Consider the following 14,153-nt stretch of genomic DNA (forward strand, 5'->3'; position numbering starts at 1 on the left):
CTTGTTTTGCTTATAAGGGCTCAGTCGACTTTTTTTCATGGGATTTATTCTAAATGATTTTGAATAAATCTAGTTATCTAGTACAGCCCCAAAATTAATGCAGGTTCATGACCCGACGTATTTCGGCGGCGGTTTTATGATTGCGGAACGCCGCACTGCCGCGTTGGAATTTGGCGGAGCTGGCAAGGTTGCCGGTGATGACCGGTTCGCAGCCCGCCGCCGTCACCAAGGCTGCGACTTGCTGCAATGCCGCTTGATCGTCGGAAGCCAGCGGCACGCCCAATTTATTGTTTGAACGTTCGGAAGAGGCCTCGATTTGGGTGGCATCCACCGAGCTGAACGCGCGTACCAAACGGGTGTTCGGCAATAACTGCGCGGTCAGCAAGCCTATGCTGCCCAAGGCGAAGCCGCGCCGTTCCATTTCGCTGCCGCCGGACGGGTTGCTGGAGTCAATCACAATCTTGCCGCGCAGGTTGGCGCCGAAATCGCGGTTGATTTGCGCCAACGATTCATAAGGAACGGCAAACAGCACAATATCGCCGAACTTGGTCGCTTCCTCCACCGAACCGGCGTGTGCCAGCGGATTGTCCGCCACGCCGTATTGCTGCATACGGCGGCACACGTTGTCCAAATCGCGCGAGGCGAACATCACTTCATAATCGCTGTTTACCCAACGGCTGCCGATGGTGGTTGCCTGCCAGCCGCCCACTACCGCCAAACGCGGTTTGCCGCCTTGTTGCGCCGACGGCGCAGAGGAAGATTGTATACCGGTATTAGCGCCGCTTTGCGTTTGACCGCAAGCCGGCAATGCTGCCAGAGCTGCCCCCGCCATCAGGGTTTTAATTAGGTTTCTACGGGTAAATGCCATTTTTTAGCTCTCCTTTTCGTTGTTTGATGCAGCTATTTTCGGCGAAATGACTTAAAAGAAAAATAGGGAATTTTTGATAAGGTTTAGAAAGAAAATTTCTTAATATAAATAGAAAAATGCCGTCTGAAAGTACGGTGGGTTTTTGGCAAGTTTTTATAACAAAATGCCGTCTGAAAACTTTTTCAGACGGCATTGTCGTGCTCAACGCTTTTACCACACCAGCGGATGGGTAACGTTGGTATCCATCGGCAGGAGGTTGTCTTCCACCGCAGCGCTGTCGCCTTTTTCAATACGACGCAGGCTTTCGTTCCAAAGCAAGCCCAGTTTACCTTCTTTGACGCCGGCAAACGTTTTATACGGCAGTTGCGGCAGATTCAGGCTGCTCGGGGTGTCTTTGCCGTATAAAACGGTATAAACACCGCCCGGGATACTGGCTTCTTGCGCCTTAGTCAGACGGCAAGGTTCGGTGTCGTTTTTCGGCATGGCACCTTGTTTCGGACAACGCGCTTCAGGCGTTTGCGTGGTCAGCTCAAAACGCAAGCGGTGGTTCGGCTGTACGCCCCATTGACGCGGTGATAATGCCAGATCAAAGCGGTAAGTGCTGTTCGGTTCGAGTAGGGTTTCTTTGTCCAATTTCGGCCATGCCCACGTGATCACGCCTTGGCTATCTTTCCAGCTTTTTGCCTCGTCCAATTCATGCTGGCTGCCGAGCACCGCACCGCGGCTAATCAGGGTTTCCGTGCCGTTCGGCGCAACGTCATACAAGCGGCCGATTAACAGCATATTTTGATTGGAGGATTTGGCGTAAATGGTCGCCGTTATCCCGCCGGATAAGGTCGCGCCGTCTTTGAGCGGCAGACTTAAGTAGCTTAATGTGCCGTCGTTATCGCTCGGCTGGGCATAACGCAGGGTGTCGCTGCCGCTTTGGCTGTTTTTGAGCGATAATGAACCGCTTGCCAGTTGCCATTGGGTCGCCTCCACTTGCTCAAAGCCTTTCAGATTCAGCCAACGGTCGGTACCGCGTTCAAATACGTGCATCGGTGTTTGGGTGTTTTGCAGACCGGTGTTTTCGCCTTTCACCCAAGTGTTGAACCATTCCAGTGCCAAGCCCATATCCAGCCCCTGACCGTGATCCCAGCCGCCCATAATCAGTTGCCATTTGGGCGAAGTTGGTTGGTTTGACGACATCGGCGCAAACACATCGCGTCCGGCATAGGCGTTTTGCAAGGCTTGATAAGCACGCACCGCGCCCATTTCTACCACGCCTTTCCAGCCCGCCCACAACAAGACGGGTACATCGTTGACAACGATATTTTCCGCCAATTTAGCGCTGCCGCGTTCGCGCCAGTAGTCGCCGCCCGCCAATCCTTGGTCTTTACCGCTTAGCACATCTTGGGTTAGGGCGTTAAAGAAACGTCCGCCCGCAGCAGTGTCGCCGGTCAGATTTTGCCCGAATGCGTCAAACAGCCAGAAACTTTGGGGCGGCATACCGGCATTGAGCCAAGATTGGCGCGACATATTTTCCAGCCCCGAGCAGGCGGCAATCACCGCTTTCAGCGGCGAATTTTTACCCGCATAAGCCGCATCATTCAAAGCAATCGCGCCCGGCCACGAGCAGCCGATAAGCGCTACTTTGCCGTCTGAACCCTGCAATTTGCTGCCTGCCCAGTCGATAATGTTTTTACCGTCTTCGCCGTCGCGCTTACCTAAGAAATTGATTTCGCCCTCGGATTTACCCGTGCCGCGCGCCCGCACTTTCATGGAAATATAACCGTGTTCGGCAAAGAAACTGTTGACCGGAATCACTGCGCCGAAGCGTTCATAAGGCATATGCTCCACAATGACAGGGAAATTACCTGCCGCCCGTTTGCCGTTGGCAAGGTCGGTAGGGTAAGCAATATCCGCATCCAATTTCACGCCGTCGTCCATGGTGATTTTCACGTTTTTGACGATTTCGGCACCATAACGGGCGGCAGGCATGCGCCAGCCTTGCGGATATTCCACTTGGGTGGCCTCTAGCGCGGTTTGCACTTGATAAGTTTGCGTTGCCGCCGCATGAGCGGTGAATGTTGTAGCCAACGCCATGCCGAGTAGGCTGATTTTAATTAACTGTTTCATAAGGTTTTGTCCATTTTGAGAATGATTTTAGCCCATTACGCGGTCTTCGCTGATTAAGAAGTGCGCCACGCGTTTGGCAATCAGCCATTGACCGTTTACGCGGCGGTAGCTGTCGTTGTAGCGCACATAGTGGGAAAGCATCATCGGTTTGCCGTCTTTTTCATGGGTCAACGCCACTTGGCAATAGCTGACACCCTCGGCGCTGTCGCCGTTTAATTCCACGGTTTGCTGGCCGTTTAAGTGATACACCTTGTCAAACAGCGCCAAATAATCGCTAAAGACTTTGCCGATGGCTTCACGCCCGTTGGCGCTGGCGAACAATTCACCGTCGATATAGGTTTCTACCACCGCATCTTCGGTGAACAAGGGCAGTTGGTCGGCGACATTTTTCTCATCCGCCAGATTAGAGAAATGATCGACGACATATTTGATATCGAAACGGTCTTGGATTTGTTGCACGTTCATTGTGTTTTCCTTCTAAAGGTTGATGTTCAGTTGATGAGGCGTATTATATAAATTCTGTTTTATCGGATAAATAGGGTAAATTTTCTAACGTTTATAAAATTTTTTTCTGAATTTAGGGTATAAAAATGCCGTCTGAACATTTAATTTTCAGACGGCATTACTCTGTCAAAAAACTTTTAAAAATCTGACCGCGCTTTTACACTTCGCCATACCAAAATTTGGCTGTTGCACCGCCGTCGATTAAGAAATCGGAGCCGGTGATGTAGCCGCTGTTCATCATTACGGCGGCGAGTTCGGCCACTTCGTCCGGGCTGCCGCCGCGACGTGCGGGAATGGAAGCCAGCATATTGCGGTAGAATTCGCCGCGGGTTTCGCTGGTCAGTTCATCTAAAGCAAGCGGGGTGAAAATAATGCCCGGGCTGATGCAGTTGACGCGCGCGCCTCTGTCGCCCCAGCACACTGCTTGGGCTTGTACGCGTAAGGCGTTGCAGCGTTTGGAGATTTGATAGGCGCGCAGGCTGTCGTCGATGGCTTTCACAATCGGCAAATCCAATAATTCTTCTGTCGGCGTAATGGCCAAGGCTTTGATGTCTTCAGCGCTCAACGGTTCTAAGCGGAAAGCGGATTGCGAACCGGTCATCAGCGCAGAGCCGCCTTCAGCAACGATTTCGCCGAAAATATCCAATACCAACGCCGTGCCGTATAAATCCGCTTTCAAAATATCAGCGGGGCTGGCTTGCGACGGCGAACGGCCGGCGGTGTTGATGATGCGGTATACATCGCCTAATTTTGCGGCTTGGTCGGCCAAGGCTTGCACGGATTCGCGGCTGGCAACATCCACTTGTGCGGTGGAGCATTCAAAACCCGCTTCACGCAAGGTTTTGGCTGCGGCTTCGGCATTTTCCTGACGGATGTCGGCAACTAAAACGTGGTTGCCCACACTCACGCGGCGGGCGATGGTAATGGCGATTGAGCCGGATCCGATTACAACGGTAACTTTTTTGTTCATTTTGATTTTCCTTCTGTTGGATTAATGTTTTGTTTCGATGAAGCGCATTATAGGCTGTTTCATCTGGTTTAAAAATAGCTGAATTTTTCTAGCACTTATCAAATTTTTTTCTTAATTAGCGGTCTATGCCGTCTGAAAAAAGCTGCAGGCTTTTGAGCGTTGCGTCAGCAGCGCCCCCGCAGGGGTGAGCAAACGGACAAAAACTTTCCAAAAACCGACCGCACTTTTATTTGTCTTCCATCACCAGACGGAAGCCCACGCTGATGCCGCGATAGTCGGCGTCATAAGGTTTGCGCCACGCGCTGTGCCAGCCGTCGGCGGTATTATGCCAACTGCCGCCGCGCACGGTTTTTTGTTCGGTGGCGGCGGAATCGTAAGTCGGGCGGTAGCTATCCTGTACCCATTCCCACGCATTGCCGTAGATGTCGTACACGCCCCACGGGTTCGGCTGTTTGCTGCCTACAGGGTGGCTGCCGCCTGTGGCGAAGTTTTCGCCGTACCACGCGTAATCGCCCAAAGTGCGGTCGGAATCGCCGAAGAAATAACGCGTAGTCGTACCGGCGCGGGCAACGTATTCCCATTCCGCCTCTGTCGGCAAGCGGTAGCGGTGTTGCGGGTCAAGCGCATTTAATTTGGCAATAAATTCCTGCGCGTCGTTCCAGGAAACCGTGGCGGGGTGGTTGTCGCGGGTAATGCGTTTTGCCATGCCCGGCAAGCGGTAATACGGGTTGGAGCGGTCGCGGTCAAACGCACCTTCGTTCATCACCTTGCGCCAATCGCCTTGGGTAACTTCGTATTGACCGATATAAAAAGCGCGGTCGATTTTTTCCAAATGCTGCGGCTTTTCACGCGCATCCGCATCCGCTTCACTCGAACCCATCAAATAGCTGCCTGCGGGAATTTGGATAAAAGTCATGCCGAGCGGGTTGGTGACATGTTTGAAATCGGCGGTTTTTACCTATGCAGGCGGTTGCGGCGCCGATTGGCTTTCAGACGGCATACAGGCGGTCAGGCTCAATGCCAGCAGGGTGGTTAGCGATTTTTTCATGATGGTTTTCCTTTGTGCTGTTTTGTTTCGATGGGTGCATTATAGGAAAACGGATTAGGCGGATAAATAGTGTAATTTTGATAGGGTTTAGAAATATATTTTCTGAATCAAGAGATAAAAAGGCCGTCTGAACGGGTGTGAAAACGAAATCAAAGATTTCTGTCACGCCGTTCAGACGGCCTTTCGGATGAATTTTATTTCAATATTAAAATATGATGATTACGCACCAAACGGGTTGAATACCTGCACGCCTAAATCGGTAAAATCCTTTTCGTTGCGCGTAATCAGGGTCAAGCCGTGCTGGATGGCTTGGACGGCAATCCAGGCATCGTTTTCCGGGCTGCGGTCGGGGACGTGCAGCTTGGCGCAGATTTCGGCGGTGGCGGCATCCACGGGCAGAATGCGGGTTTTGAACTCTTTTTTGACAATCTGCTCCAACCAAGTCCGTAATATCCGGCCTTGCGCCGAGTCTTTACGCTCCATGCCCAATGCGCCGCGCTCAAGCTCCATTAAGACGATGGCGGACAGATAAAAAAATTCGCCGTTTTGCTCGGACACCCAAGCGGCGACATTCGGATTGCCTCTGCCGATGGCCACTTTGCGCATTTCGCTGATGATGTTGGTATCAAGTAAATACATCAGTCAAACTCCACCGGTCGGCGTTGCGCGGTAGAGCGGAGCGGAATTTCCAATTCAATATCCGCCACCGCTGCCAACAGTTCGGGGTCGGCTTGCTGGAAGACTTCCAACAGCGTTTTCGGCTTGTCGGCGATTTTCTGATATTCCTGATAACTCATCACCACCAAATCCGGTTCGCCGCGCTGGGTAATCAAGAGCGGCGCACGGCGCGCGGCCTTTTGCGCTTCATTGGTGCGCTGGTTGAATTCGCGGCTGGTCATGGTTTGCATGGCGGTTCTCCTCTGCTGGCTTGAAGTTGTATATATGTTAATACATTGGGCGACGCAGTGCAAGGGGAAAGGCCGTCTGAAAATTTTCCTAAAACCGACCGCACTTTTTATTTTTCAGACGACCTGTTTATCCACAGAAACGGGGCGTGTCCGCTTGCGCCAAGCGGTTCACATTGATTCGGATTTAAATACAAAAAGCATAAAATAGCGCAGATTGTTTACTATTGTGAAAAGCTCTTGTTCGGTTTAACGGGTTTTTCCACAAACTTTTTCGTTATATACTCTTCTTAATATTTCTTGAGACGGAGACGATGGATTGTTCCGTCCCGTTTTTATTACCCAAAATTAAGGAGGATATACTTATGAAAAAATTATTGACTGCCGTGGCTGTGCTCAGCGTTTTAGGCGGTGCGGCCTGTGCGCAAACTTCCGCGCCGAAGGAAGCCGCAAATCCGGCCGCAAATCAAGCGGTAAATATCGAGCAATTTTCCGCCAAAGTGCTGACTACCGGCCTGCAGGCGCCTTGGGACATGCAGTTTGGTGACGACGGCTATCTATGGGTAACGGAGCGCGAGGGCAAGCAGCTTACCCGCGTGAATGTGCAAGATGGCAGCAAAAAAGTGGTGGTGAAAATCGACGAAATCTTTACCGGCTCGCAACACGAAGGCTTGCTCGGTTTTACTTTCGACCCTGATTTTGCGCAAAACCATTATCTCTACACCGCTTACACCTATAAAGACAACGGCCGAGAACACGCCAAAATCATCCGCCTGACCTACGATCCCGCCACTCAAACCGCAGGCAATCCGGTGACGCTGATGGAAAAATTACCGGCGGACGACGACCACAACGGCGGACGCGTGCGCTTTGCGGCGGACGGCAAACTGCATTACACCATCGGTGAAAACGGCCGCAACCAAGGCACACACCTGTATCAGCAAAATAAAGCGCAATATCTGCCGACCGCCGAACAAATCGCCAACAAAGATTATTCCCTGTATTTGGGCAAAACCCTGCGCATGAATAAAGACGGTTCGATTCCGGCGGACAACCCGGTCATCAACGGCGTGAAAAGCCATATCTTCACCTACGGCCACCGCAATCCGCAAGGTTTGGTGGTGGTCAACGGCAGATTGTTCTCTTCCGAACAAGGCCCGAGCAGCGATGACGAAATCAATATTCTGCAAGCCGGCGGCAACTACGGCTGGCCGCATGTGGCCGGTTTTGTGGATAACCAGGCTTATGCCTACATCAACCATTCCAAATCCAAACAGCGCCCGAAAGACGGCGAAGTGACGGACGTGAAACCGCAAAAAGAAACCGATTGGAAAGGCAAACAGGTCAATCCGCTCAAAACCTTCTTTACCGTGCGCGAAGGCTATAATTTTACCGATCCGGCTTGTTCGACAAGCACTTATATCTGCTGGCCGACCATTTCTCCGGCCAGCATCAACTATTACCCTGAAAACGGCAAAAACGCCTACTGGCGCAATTCGCTGATTGTGTCCTCCCTGAAAAACGGCGCTTTGTACGTGTTGCCGCTGAATTCGGCGAAAGACAACGTGCAGGGTGATGTGCGCGTGTATCTGCATTCGCAAAACCGCTACCGCAACGCCGTGCCGAATGCGGACGGCAGCAAAATCTATGTAGCGACGGATGTGCGCGGCAATGTCATCGGCAAAGAGGGCAAAGTGACCGACAAGCTGGAAAATCCGGGTTCGATTCTGGAATTTACCATCGCCCAATAATTAAAAAAATCAGAAAAAACGACCGCTCTTTTCAGGGCGGTTTTCTTTAGATTCCAAAGGTGATGTTATGATGAAATTGAAGCTGAGCACATTGGCGGTGCTGGCGGCTTTTCAGACGGCCTATGCGCAAACCGGTGAGGCCGCTGCCGACGCACCCGCCGCCGAACTGGACGAAATCGTGGTCACCGCCACTCGCACGTCCACCCGCCTGCTGGATACGCCCGCCTCGGTTTCGGTGGTCAACGCCGACAAGAAAAAAGCGCAGGGCGGGCTGGGGGTCAACCTGACCGAAGTGCTCAAAGGCATTCTGGGGCTGACCATTGAAAACCGCAACAATTATGCGCAGGATTTGCAGCTTTCTTCGCGCGGCTCCCGTGCCGGCGTGCGCGGCGTGCGCTGTATGTGGACGGCATTCCCGCCACCATGCCCGACGGCCAAGGCGCGACGAGCAATATCGACATCAATTCCCTCGGCCGCGTGGAAGTGTTGAAAGGGCCGTTTTCCTCGCTCTACGGCAATTCTTCCTCCGGCGCTATTTTGATGGAAACGGAAGGCGGCGCTTATCCGCCGCAAATTTCCGTTGACAGCGGCTTCGGCTCCTACGGCAGCTACCATTACGGCGTAAAAGCCTCCGGTATGACGGAATCGGGCAGCCTGCGCGAATATGTGGTCAGCGCCAACCGTTTTACCACGGAAGGCTACCGCGACCATTCCGGTGCGCGTAAAAATCAGGCGAATATGAAACTGACCTAGGATTTGGCCAACGATGCGGAATTGAAACTGGTGTTCAACCATGTGGACATCAAGGCGCAAGACCCGGGCGCGTTGAGCAGAGCGCAATGGGCGCAAAACCGCCGCCAAAACGCCGCCACCATCACCCAATACAATGCCCGCAAAGACATCAAACAAAGCCAGCTCGGGCTGACCTACACGCAGCAGCTTAATCCCAACCACAGCCTGTTACTGTCCGGCTATGTGGGTCAACGCCACAACAAGCAGTATCTGGCGATTCCACGAGCCACGCAAACCCGCAGCAGCGGTCATGCGGGCGGCGTTATCGACCTGACCCGCACCTATTACGGGCTGGATAGCCGCTGGCAGTATCAAAATGATGCGCAAACCCTGAAATACAGCCTCGGCGTGAACTATGACGAAGTGCGCGAAGACCGCCAAGGCTACGAAAACTTCGTCGGCTCGAATTTGGGCGTGAGAGGCAATTTGCGCCGCGACGAAGACAACCGCATTTTCAATCTCGACCCCTATATGCAGCTGCAATGGAGGCCGTCTGAAAAATGGACGTTCGACGGCGGCCTGCGTTACAGCACGGTACAGTTCCGTTCCAAAGACCATTATCTGAGCAACGGCGACGACAGCGGCAAAGCCCGTTACCACCAATGGCTGCCGTCGGCGGGCGTCAGCTACCGCCTTGCCCCGCAAACCAGCCTGTACGCCGCGTACAGCCGTGGTTTTGAAACCGCCACCCTGCTGGAAATGTCGTACCGTCCCGACGGCGTCGGCGGCTTGAATTTCGCCTTGCAACCGCTGACCAGCCACAACTACGAAGCGGGCGTGAAACACCGGCTGCTCGGCGGCCTGCTCACCGCCGCCCTCTACCGCACCGATACCGACAACGACATCGTGTCCGCCGGCACGGTGGACGGCCGCGCCACCTACCGCAACGCAGGCAAAACCAAACGGCAGGGCTTCGAGCTGGGCTGGCAGGGCAAGCTCTACAAGGATTTGAACCTGACCCTCAGTTACAACTACATCGACGCCAAGTTTGACGAAAGCAACGGCAGCATTGTCAAAGGCCGCCGCATTCCGGGCATCGCGCGACAAACCGCCTATGCCGCCCTCGGCTGGCAGCCGCAGCAGGGCTTGCGCGGCGGCTTCGACATCCAGTATTCGGATAAGGTTTATGTGGACAACGCCAACAGCGAATACGCCCCGAGCTACACCACCGTCGGCGCCTATATGGGCTACCGTTGGCAGAAAAACCACTGGGTCATCGACGCCACCGCCCGCGTGGACAACCTGTTCGACCGCGACTACGCCGCTACTGTTATCCTCAACGACAACAACGGCCGCTATTACGAACCCTCCCTGCCGCGCAACTACACCTTCGGACTGAACGTGTCGTATCGTTTTTAAAAACGGACTGGCAGAAAAAGGCCGTCTGAACGGGAGTGAAAACGAAATCAAAGATTTCTGTTGCGCCCGTTCAGACGGCCTTAAAATTTTTGTAAAACCGACCGTGCTTTGAATACTATGCAACGGATTTGTTGCCGTATTGCACCAGCAAAATGCCCGCTACCACCACGGCCGCACCGATGATTTTGGTCAGATTGACGGGCTTGACTTCCAAATGGAACAGGCCGAAATGATCGAGCAAAAGCGCGCCGAACACCTGCCCTGCAATGATGAGTACGGTAAAGTTGCCGATGCCCATTTTGGGTGCCAGTATCACCGCACTGGCGACAAATACCGCGCCGCTCAAACCGCCGAACCACGCCCACCAAGGCAGCGCACCGACGGATTGCAGATTGGGCGCATTGACTTTAAACAGCAGCAATAGCGGCACCACCAACAAAAAACTGACCGTCAATGACACCAGCGTTGACCACAGCGGGTGTCCTACCGCTTTGGCCAAGACCGCATTCATCGGTGCCTGAATCGGCATCAGCATGCCCACGGCAACCGCCGCCAATACTAATTTCAACATGGTTTTTTCCTCTCAAAGATTTGATGTGGCAATTATAATTATTTTTTGCAATAATAGAAATTCGTTTTTTAGATGGGTATTATTCATATTATGAATACTATAAACCGCCTTGATTTGAATCTGCTGCCTGTTTTGCAGGTGCTGCTAGAAGAAAGGCACGTCAGCCGCAGTGCCGAACGCTTGTTTAAAAGCCAGCCGGCACTGAGTCATGCGCTTGCCCAACTGCGGGAACAGTTTAACGACCCGCTGCTGGTGCGACAAAACGGCAAAATGCAGCTGACCTCCTTTGCCGACGGCCTGCAAGCTCCTTTGGCACAGCTGCTTGCCGACCTTGACCGATTGCTTGGCGGCGAGCCTTTCAGCCCTGCCGAATGCGAACGCACTTTTCGCATTGCGATGTCCGATTACGCCGCCAGCGTGATTTTGTCGCCGCTGCTGCGACGGTTACGCCGCCACGCACCGAATATCCGCCTTGTTATCAACCAGCCGCCGAGCAGAGAGAGCCTGCTAAACCAGCTGATGGACGGAGAAATTGATTTGGCTTTTGGGGTGCTGGGCGACATTCCGCATGACATTCAATCGCAATGGCTGTTTGACGAGCAATTTGTCTGCATCACCGACCGTAGCAACTGCTATCAGCATTGCGATACCACCCAATGGGCTGCACTGCCGCATATTGTGCTGTCGCTGCAGCCGCAAGCCAATGAAGAGCTGGAAAAAGCCTTGTTGCAGCAGAATCTCAGCCTGAACCGCCAACTGGTCTCCCCGCATTGGAATGCGGCGTTGGATTTGTTGGCGGGTACGGATTTGCTGCTGACCGTCTCCAGCAAAATGGCGGACAAACTCCAACATCACCCGCAGCTGCACACCTTCCCGCCGCCGCTCAAGCTGCCCGCTATTCCCTATTTGCAACTGTGGCACAGCCGCCGCACGCAGGACAAGGGATTGACATGGCTACGTGAACAAGTAGCGGGCTTGTTTGCCCTAGGGGAAGATTAACGGGCGCATAAGCAAATGCCGTCGGAAAGGGCGGTTTCCGACGGCATTTTGCTTTTACAAGCGGGGTAAAATTCTGCAAATTTGACCGCACTTTTAGCCGATAAACTTGCTCAAATCCCCCGCCATTTTCGGGGCAAATTCGCGGATTTCGTATCGGGCGAAATTCGGGTAGTAGCAGTCTTCGTTTAAAATCGCTTCCAACGCTTCGCGGCTGTCGGCGTGGGCGATAATCATGCCATTGTGTTTTTCGGTGTCGATAAACGAGCCGAGCAAGAGGAAGTTGCCCGCCTCAAAATGCTTTTTAAACCAAGCAGCGTGTTTGGGGAACATTTCCGCCTGCTGCGCTTCGGTTACGTCGTCGTTTACGGTGATATTAATCAAATACATAGCGGCTCCTTACAGGATGTTTAACAGTTTGACCAAACGGTCGGCGTGGGCTTCGGATTTGGCTTTCATGGCCGCCAGTTTGCTTTCGTCGCTGCGGCTGGTGTAGGACACGCCTCCGGTGTAAACGTGGCCTGCCCATTCCAAGCCGGTGAGTTTGGCGGTTTGTTTCAGCGGCGGTAAAAAAGCTTCAATCGGGTAGCCTTGAATGCCGCCTTCCACGTACATTTCTTCCGGCGCGCCGGTGGTGAACGAGGCGACGATTTTTTTGCCGTGCAGTTTGTTGCCCGTAGAGCCGTGGGAGAAACCGTGTACAAACACGTCTTCAATCCATTTTTTTATCAAGCTTGGCACGGCGTACCAGAAAATCGGGAATTGCAGCACGATAATGTCGGCGTTCACCAGCTTGGCTTGCTCGGCGGCGACGTCGAATTGGTAGTTGGGATAGAGTTTGTCCAAGTAGTCAAATTCGGCGTTAGGCAAATCTTTTTCCAATTTTTCCAAAATGATTTTATTGGCGAAAGAGTTGTTCAGGTCGGTGTGTCCGGAGACGATTAAAATATTGCTCATGGTGTTGTCCTTGTTTGTCAGTTGATGTGGCTATTATAGCCGCTTGATTGCAGAGATAAAGACGTTAAAAGGAATATCTCTATCAACGCCTGGTTGTTCTCCAGACAAACCGGCGTTTCTCGCTACTGCAAAACCACGGATTTGTGTAATCAATTTAGGTTGTTCAGACAGGATGTCAATCACACTATCCAATTGTTCGGGAGTACAGTCGGTAAAGGCTGGTGCGATAAAGATAAGTTTTAACATGGTTTACTCCTTGTTTTAATGAAACAGCTCGCTGATTTTGTCGCCAAACATAAAAAATGTCAGTCCAACCAACATGACACCCAGCCCTAGATATTTCCACCAAAAAATCTCGCGAATGGGCATTTGCGCCAAGCCGAAGCCGTCGATAAACAAACCGGCGGTAAGCTGGCCGAGGATAAATAGAAACGCCATATTGGTCAGGCCAATTTTTGGGGCGAGAAAAGTGGAGATAAAGACAAAAGTGCCGCCTAAAATGCCGCCCAACCATTTCCACCATGAGATTTGGCCGATACCTGCGGCTACTGCGTTCCAGTTGCCTTGAAACAGACTGATTAAGCCTAAAAATATTGCACCCACGGCAAATGAGAAAAATGCGCCCATCAAAGGTTGGCTGCCGATACCGGCCGCCAAACGGCTGTTAATTGCTGCCTGAAAAGCCAACCCAACCCCACCTGCCAATGCGATGACGAAATAAATCAGGTTCATTTTTTTTTACTCCTTGTTTTGAATCATTAAGCGGTATAGCGTTTGTACACCGCGCTCATCTGTTCACGGCCCAAACCTTCGGTAATGGCGGCTTTAAAGGCTTCGCGGGCAGCATTGATTACCGGTGCTTTTCTAGTATCGCCCACACTTTGTAAAGTGTAGCTAAAGTCTTTTTCCAACAGCTCAACCGGGAATTGTGGTGTGAAATTTTGATGGATAATGGATTCACTATTGCGTTGCAAAATTGTGCTCCAAGCCGGTGTTGTGGAGAGGGCTTGCAGGGTTTGCTCAACGTCTGCGCCGTTGCGTTGTAACATGGCAATCAATTCCGCAATGACGGCTACCTGCACGCCCATCAGCGTATTGGTACACAATTTGGTCAGTGCTGCGCTGCCCAACACACCAATCACATGATCAGCGGTTTTGCCCATTACATTCAAAATCGGACGAACACGCTCAAAAGCCGGCTGCTCGCCGCCGACCAAATAAATTAAGGGGCTGTACTAGATAACTAGATTTATTCAAAATCATTTAGAATAAATCCCATGAAAAAAAGTCGACTGAGCCCTTATAAGCAAAACA

General features: G+C 52.3%; 18 protein-coding genes. 5 read left to right on the forward strand and 13 right to left on the reverse strand.

Annotated elements, in window-relative coordinates:
• Positions 1-94 precede the first annotated feature (94 nt).
• From J2T37_RS10895 to J2T37_RS10925, 7 genes are all read right to left on the reverse strand, one after another.
• A complete protein-coding gene (locus J2T37_RS10895) occupies positions 95-868 on the reverse strand; it encodes an NADPH-dependent F420 reductase (protein WP_253355846.1) in 774 nt (257 codons plus the stop codon).
• A gap of 210 nt (positions 869-1,078) precedes the next feature.
• On the reverse strand, positions 1,079-2,986 hold the full coding sequence (locus J2T37_RS10900; RefSeq protein ID WP_253355848.1) for a CocE/NonD family hydrolase: 1,908 nt from the start codon (positions 2,984-2,986) through the stop codon (positions 1,079-1,081).
• Between the two features lie 27 nt (positions 2,987-3,013).
• Positions 3,014-3,451: a nuclear transport factor 2 family protein gene (locus J2T37_RS10905; protein ID WP_253355850.1), complete on the reverse strand. Its 438-nt coding sequence runs from the start codon at positions 3,449-3,451 to the stop codon at positions 3,014-3,016.
• A 196-nt stretch (positions 3,452-3,647) separates the two neighbouring features.
• Positions 3,648-4,460: an SDR family oxidoreductase gene (locus J2T37_RS10910; RefSeq protein ID WP_253355852.1), complete on the reverse strand. Its 813-nt coding sequence runs from the start codon at positions 4,458-4,460 to the stop codon at positions 3,648-3,650.
• Between the two features lie 226 nt (positions 4,461-4,686).
• Positions 4,687-5,376 (reverse strand): formylglycine-generating enzyme family protein, encoded by a 690-nt coding sequence (locus J2T37_RS10915; protein WP_253355854.1) that lies wholly within the window; start codon positions 5,374-5,376, stop codon positions 4,687-4,689.
• A gap of 351 nt (positions 5,377-5,727) precedes the next feature.
• The gene (locus J2T37_RS10920) at positions 5,728-6,147 is read right to left on the reverse strand and encodes a type II toxin-antitoxin system VapC family toxin (protein ID WP_253355856.1); all 420 of its coding nucleotides are present in this window, start codon (positions 6,145-6,147) and stop codon (positions 5,728-5,730) included.
• A complete protein-coding gene (locus J2T37_RS10925; RefSeq protein ID WP_253355859.1) occupies positions 6,147-6,416 on the reverse strand; it encodes a type II toxin-antitoxin system prevent-host-death family antitoxin in 270 nt (89 codons plus the stop codon). The genes J2T37_RS10920 and J2T37_RS10925 overlap by 1 nt, the downstream gene beginning before the upstream one ends.
• 362 nt (positions 6,417-6,778) lie before the next feature.
• Here J2T37_RS10925 and J2T37_RS10930 point away from each other — a divergent pair, with 362 nt between their 5' ends.
• The 4 genes from J2T37_RS10930 to J2T37_RS10945 all read left to right on the forward strand — a co-directional run bounded on the left by J2T37_RS10930 (position 6,779) and on the right by J2T37_RS10945 (position 10,315).
• Positions 6,779-8,164 carry a glucose/sorbosone family PQQ-dependent dehydrogenase gene (locus J2T37_RS10930; protein WP_253355861.1) on the forward strand — a complete coding sequence of 462 codons (1,386 nt, stop codon included), beginning with the start codon at positions 6,779-6,781 and terminating at the stop codon, positions 8,162-8,164.
• A gap of 67 nt (positions 8,165-8,231) precedes the next feature.
• Positions 8,232-8,654 (forward strand): hypothetical protein, encoded by a 423-nt coding sequence (locus J2T37_RS10935; RefSeq protein ID WP_253355863.1) that lies wholly within the window; start codon positions 8,232-8,234, stop codon positions 8,652-8,654.
• A complete protein-coding gene (locus J2T37_RS10940; protein WP_253355865.1) occupies positions 8,588-8,917 on the forward strand; it encodes a TonB-dependent receptor plug domain-containing protein in 330 nt (109 codons plus the stop codon). Before J2T37_RS10935 ends, J2T37_RS10940 begins: the two co-directional genes overlap by 67 nt.
• Positions 8,918-8,920: 3 nt before the next feature.
• Positions 8,921-10,315 (forward strand): TonB-dependent receptor, encoded by a 1,395-nt coding sequence (locus J2T37_RS10945; RefSeq protein WP_253355867.1) that lies wholly within the window; start codon positions 8,921-8,923, stop codon positions 10,313-10,315.
• A gap of 115 nt (positions 10,316-10,430) precedes the next feature.
• Here the strand turns inward: J2T37_RS10945 and J2T37_RS10950 are convergent, their stop codons facing one another.
• On the reverse strand, positions 10,431-10,886 hold the full coding sequence (locus J2T37_RS10950) for a DMT family transporter (RefSeq protein WP_253355869.1): 456 nt from the start codon (positions 10,884-10,886) through the stop codon (positions 10,431-10,433).
• 90 nt (positions 10,887-10,976) lie between these two features.
• Here J2T37_RS10950 and J2T37_RS10955 point away from each other — a divergent pair, with 90 nt between their 5' ends.
• On the forward strand, positions 10,977-11,885 hold the full coding sequence (locus J2T37_RS10955; protein WP_253355871.1) for a LysR family transcriptional regulator: 909 nt from the start codon (positions 10,977-10,979) through the stop codon (positions 11,883-11,885).
• Between the two features lie 93 nt (positions 11,886-11,978).
• Here J2T37_RS10955 and J2T37_RS10960 read toward each other — a convergent pair whose 3' ends face one another.
• From J2T37_RS10960 to J2T37_RS10980, 5 genes are read right to left on the reverse strand one after another with little or no spacing between them, the layout of a single operon-like run.
• Positions 11,979-12,272: a YciI family protein gene (locus J2T37_RS10960; RefSeq protein ID WP_253355873.1), complete on the reverse strand. Its 294-nt coding sequence runs from the start codon at positions 12,270-12,272 to the stop codon at positions 11,979-11,981.
• Between the two features lie 9 nt (positions 12,273-12,281).
• A complete protein-coding gene (locus tag J2T37_RS10965) occupies positions 12,282-12,839 on the reverse strand; it encodes an NAD(P)H-dependent oxidoreductase (protein WP_253355875.1) in 558 nt (185 codons plus the stop codon).
• A 33-nt stretch (positions 12,840-12,872) separates the two neighbouring features.
• Positions 12,873-13,085, reverse strand: a complete 213-nt coding sequence (locus J2T37_RS10970) for a hypothetical protein (RefSeq protein WP_253355877.1) — start codon at positions 13,083-13,085, stop codon at positions 12,873-12,875.
• Positions 13,086-13,100: 15 nt separating this feature from the next.
• Positions 13,101-13,571 (reverse strand): DMT family transporter, encoded by a 471-nt coding sequence (locus J2T37_RS10975; protein ID WP_253355879.1) that lies wholly within the window; start codon positions 13,569-13,571, stop codon positions 13,101-13,103.
• Positions 13,572-13,597: 26 nt separating this feature from the next.
• Positions 13,598-14,002 (reverse strand): NAD-binding protein, encoded by a 405-nt coding sequence (locus tag J2T37_RS10980; RefSeq protein WP_253355882.1) that lies wholly within the window; start codon positions 14,000-14,002, stop codon positions 13,598-13,600.
• Between the last annotated feature and the right edge of the window lie 151 nt (positions 14,003-14,153).

The organism is Neisseria perflava (genome assembly GCF_024170405.1).
Classification (GTDB): Bacteria; Pseudomonadota; Gammaproteobacteria; order Burkholderiales; family Neisseriaceae; genus Neisseria; species Neisseria perflava_B.

Coding starts and splice junctions, on each gene's coding strand:
- J2T37_RS10895 (WP_253355846.1), bottom strand. CDS start 868: ATGGCATTTACCCGTAGAAACCTAATTAAAACCCTGATGGCGGGGGCA.
- J2T37_RS10900 (WP_253355848.1), bottom strand. CDS start 2,986: ATGAAACAGTTAATTAAAATCAGCCTACTCGGCATGGCGTTGGCTACA.
- J2T37_RS10905 (WP_253355850.1), bottom strand. CDS start 3,451: ATGAACGTGCAACAAATCCAAGACCGTTTCGATATCAAATATGTCGTC.
- J2T37_RS10910 (WP_253355852.1), bottom strand. CDS start 4,460: ATGAACAAAAAAGTTACCGTTGTAATCGGATCCGGCTCAATCGCCATT.
- J2T37_RS10915 (WP_253355854.1), bottom strand. CDS start 5,376: ATGACTTTTATCCAAATTCCCGCAGGCAGCTATTTGATGGGTTCGAGT.
- J2T37_RS10920 (WP_253355856.1), bottom strand. CDS start 6,147: ATGTATTTACTTGATACCAACATCATCAGCGAAATGCGCAAAGTGGCC.
- J2T37_RS10925 (WP_253355859.1), bottom strand. CDS start 6,416: ATGCAAACCATGACCAGCCGCGAATTCAACCAGCGCACCAATGAAGCG.
- J2T37_RS10930 (WP_253355861.1), top strand. CDS start 6,779: ATGAAAAAATTATTGACTGCCGTGGCTGTGCTCAGCGTTTTAGGCGGT.
- J2T37_RS10935 (WP_253355863.1), top strand. CDS start 8,232: ATGATGAAATTGAAGCTGAGCACATTGGCGGTGCTGGCGGCTTTTCAG.
- J2T37_RS10940 (WP_253355865.1), top strand. CDS start 8,588: ATGCCCGACGGCCAAGGCGCGACGAGCAATATCGACATCAATTCCCTC.
- J2T37_RS10950 (WP_253355869.1), bottom strand. CDS start 10,886: ATGTTGAAATTAGTATTGGCGGCGGTTGCCGTGGGCATGCTGATGCCG.
- J2T37_RS10955 (WP_253355871.1), top strand. CDS start 10,977: ATGAATACTATAAACCGCCTTGATTTGAATCTGCTGCCTGTTTTGCAG.
- J2T37_RS10960 (WP_253355873.1), bottom strand. CDS start 12,272: ATGTATTTGATTAATATCACCGTAAACGACGACGTAACCGAAGCGCAG.
- J2T37_RS10965 (WP_253355875.1), bottom strand. CDS start 12,839: ATGAGCAATATTTTAATCGTCTCCGGACACACCGACCTGAACAACTCT.
- J2T37_RS10970 (WP_253355877.1), bottom strand. CDS start 13,085: ATGTTAAAACTTATCTTTATCGCACCAGCCTTTACCGACTGTACTCCC.
- J2T37_RS10975 (WP_253355879.1), bottom strand. CDS start 13,571: ATGAACCTGATTTATTTCGTCATCGCATTGGCAGGTGGGGTTGGGTTG.
- J2T37_RS10980 (WP_253355882.1), bottom strand. CDS start 14,002: ATGGGCAAAACCGCTGATCATGTGATTGGTGTGTTGGGCAGCGCAGCA.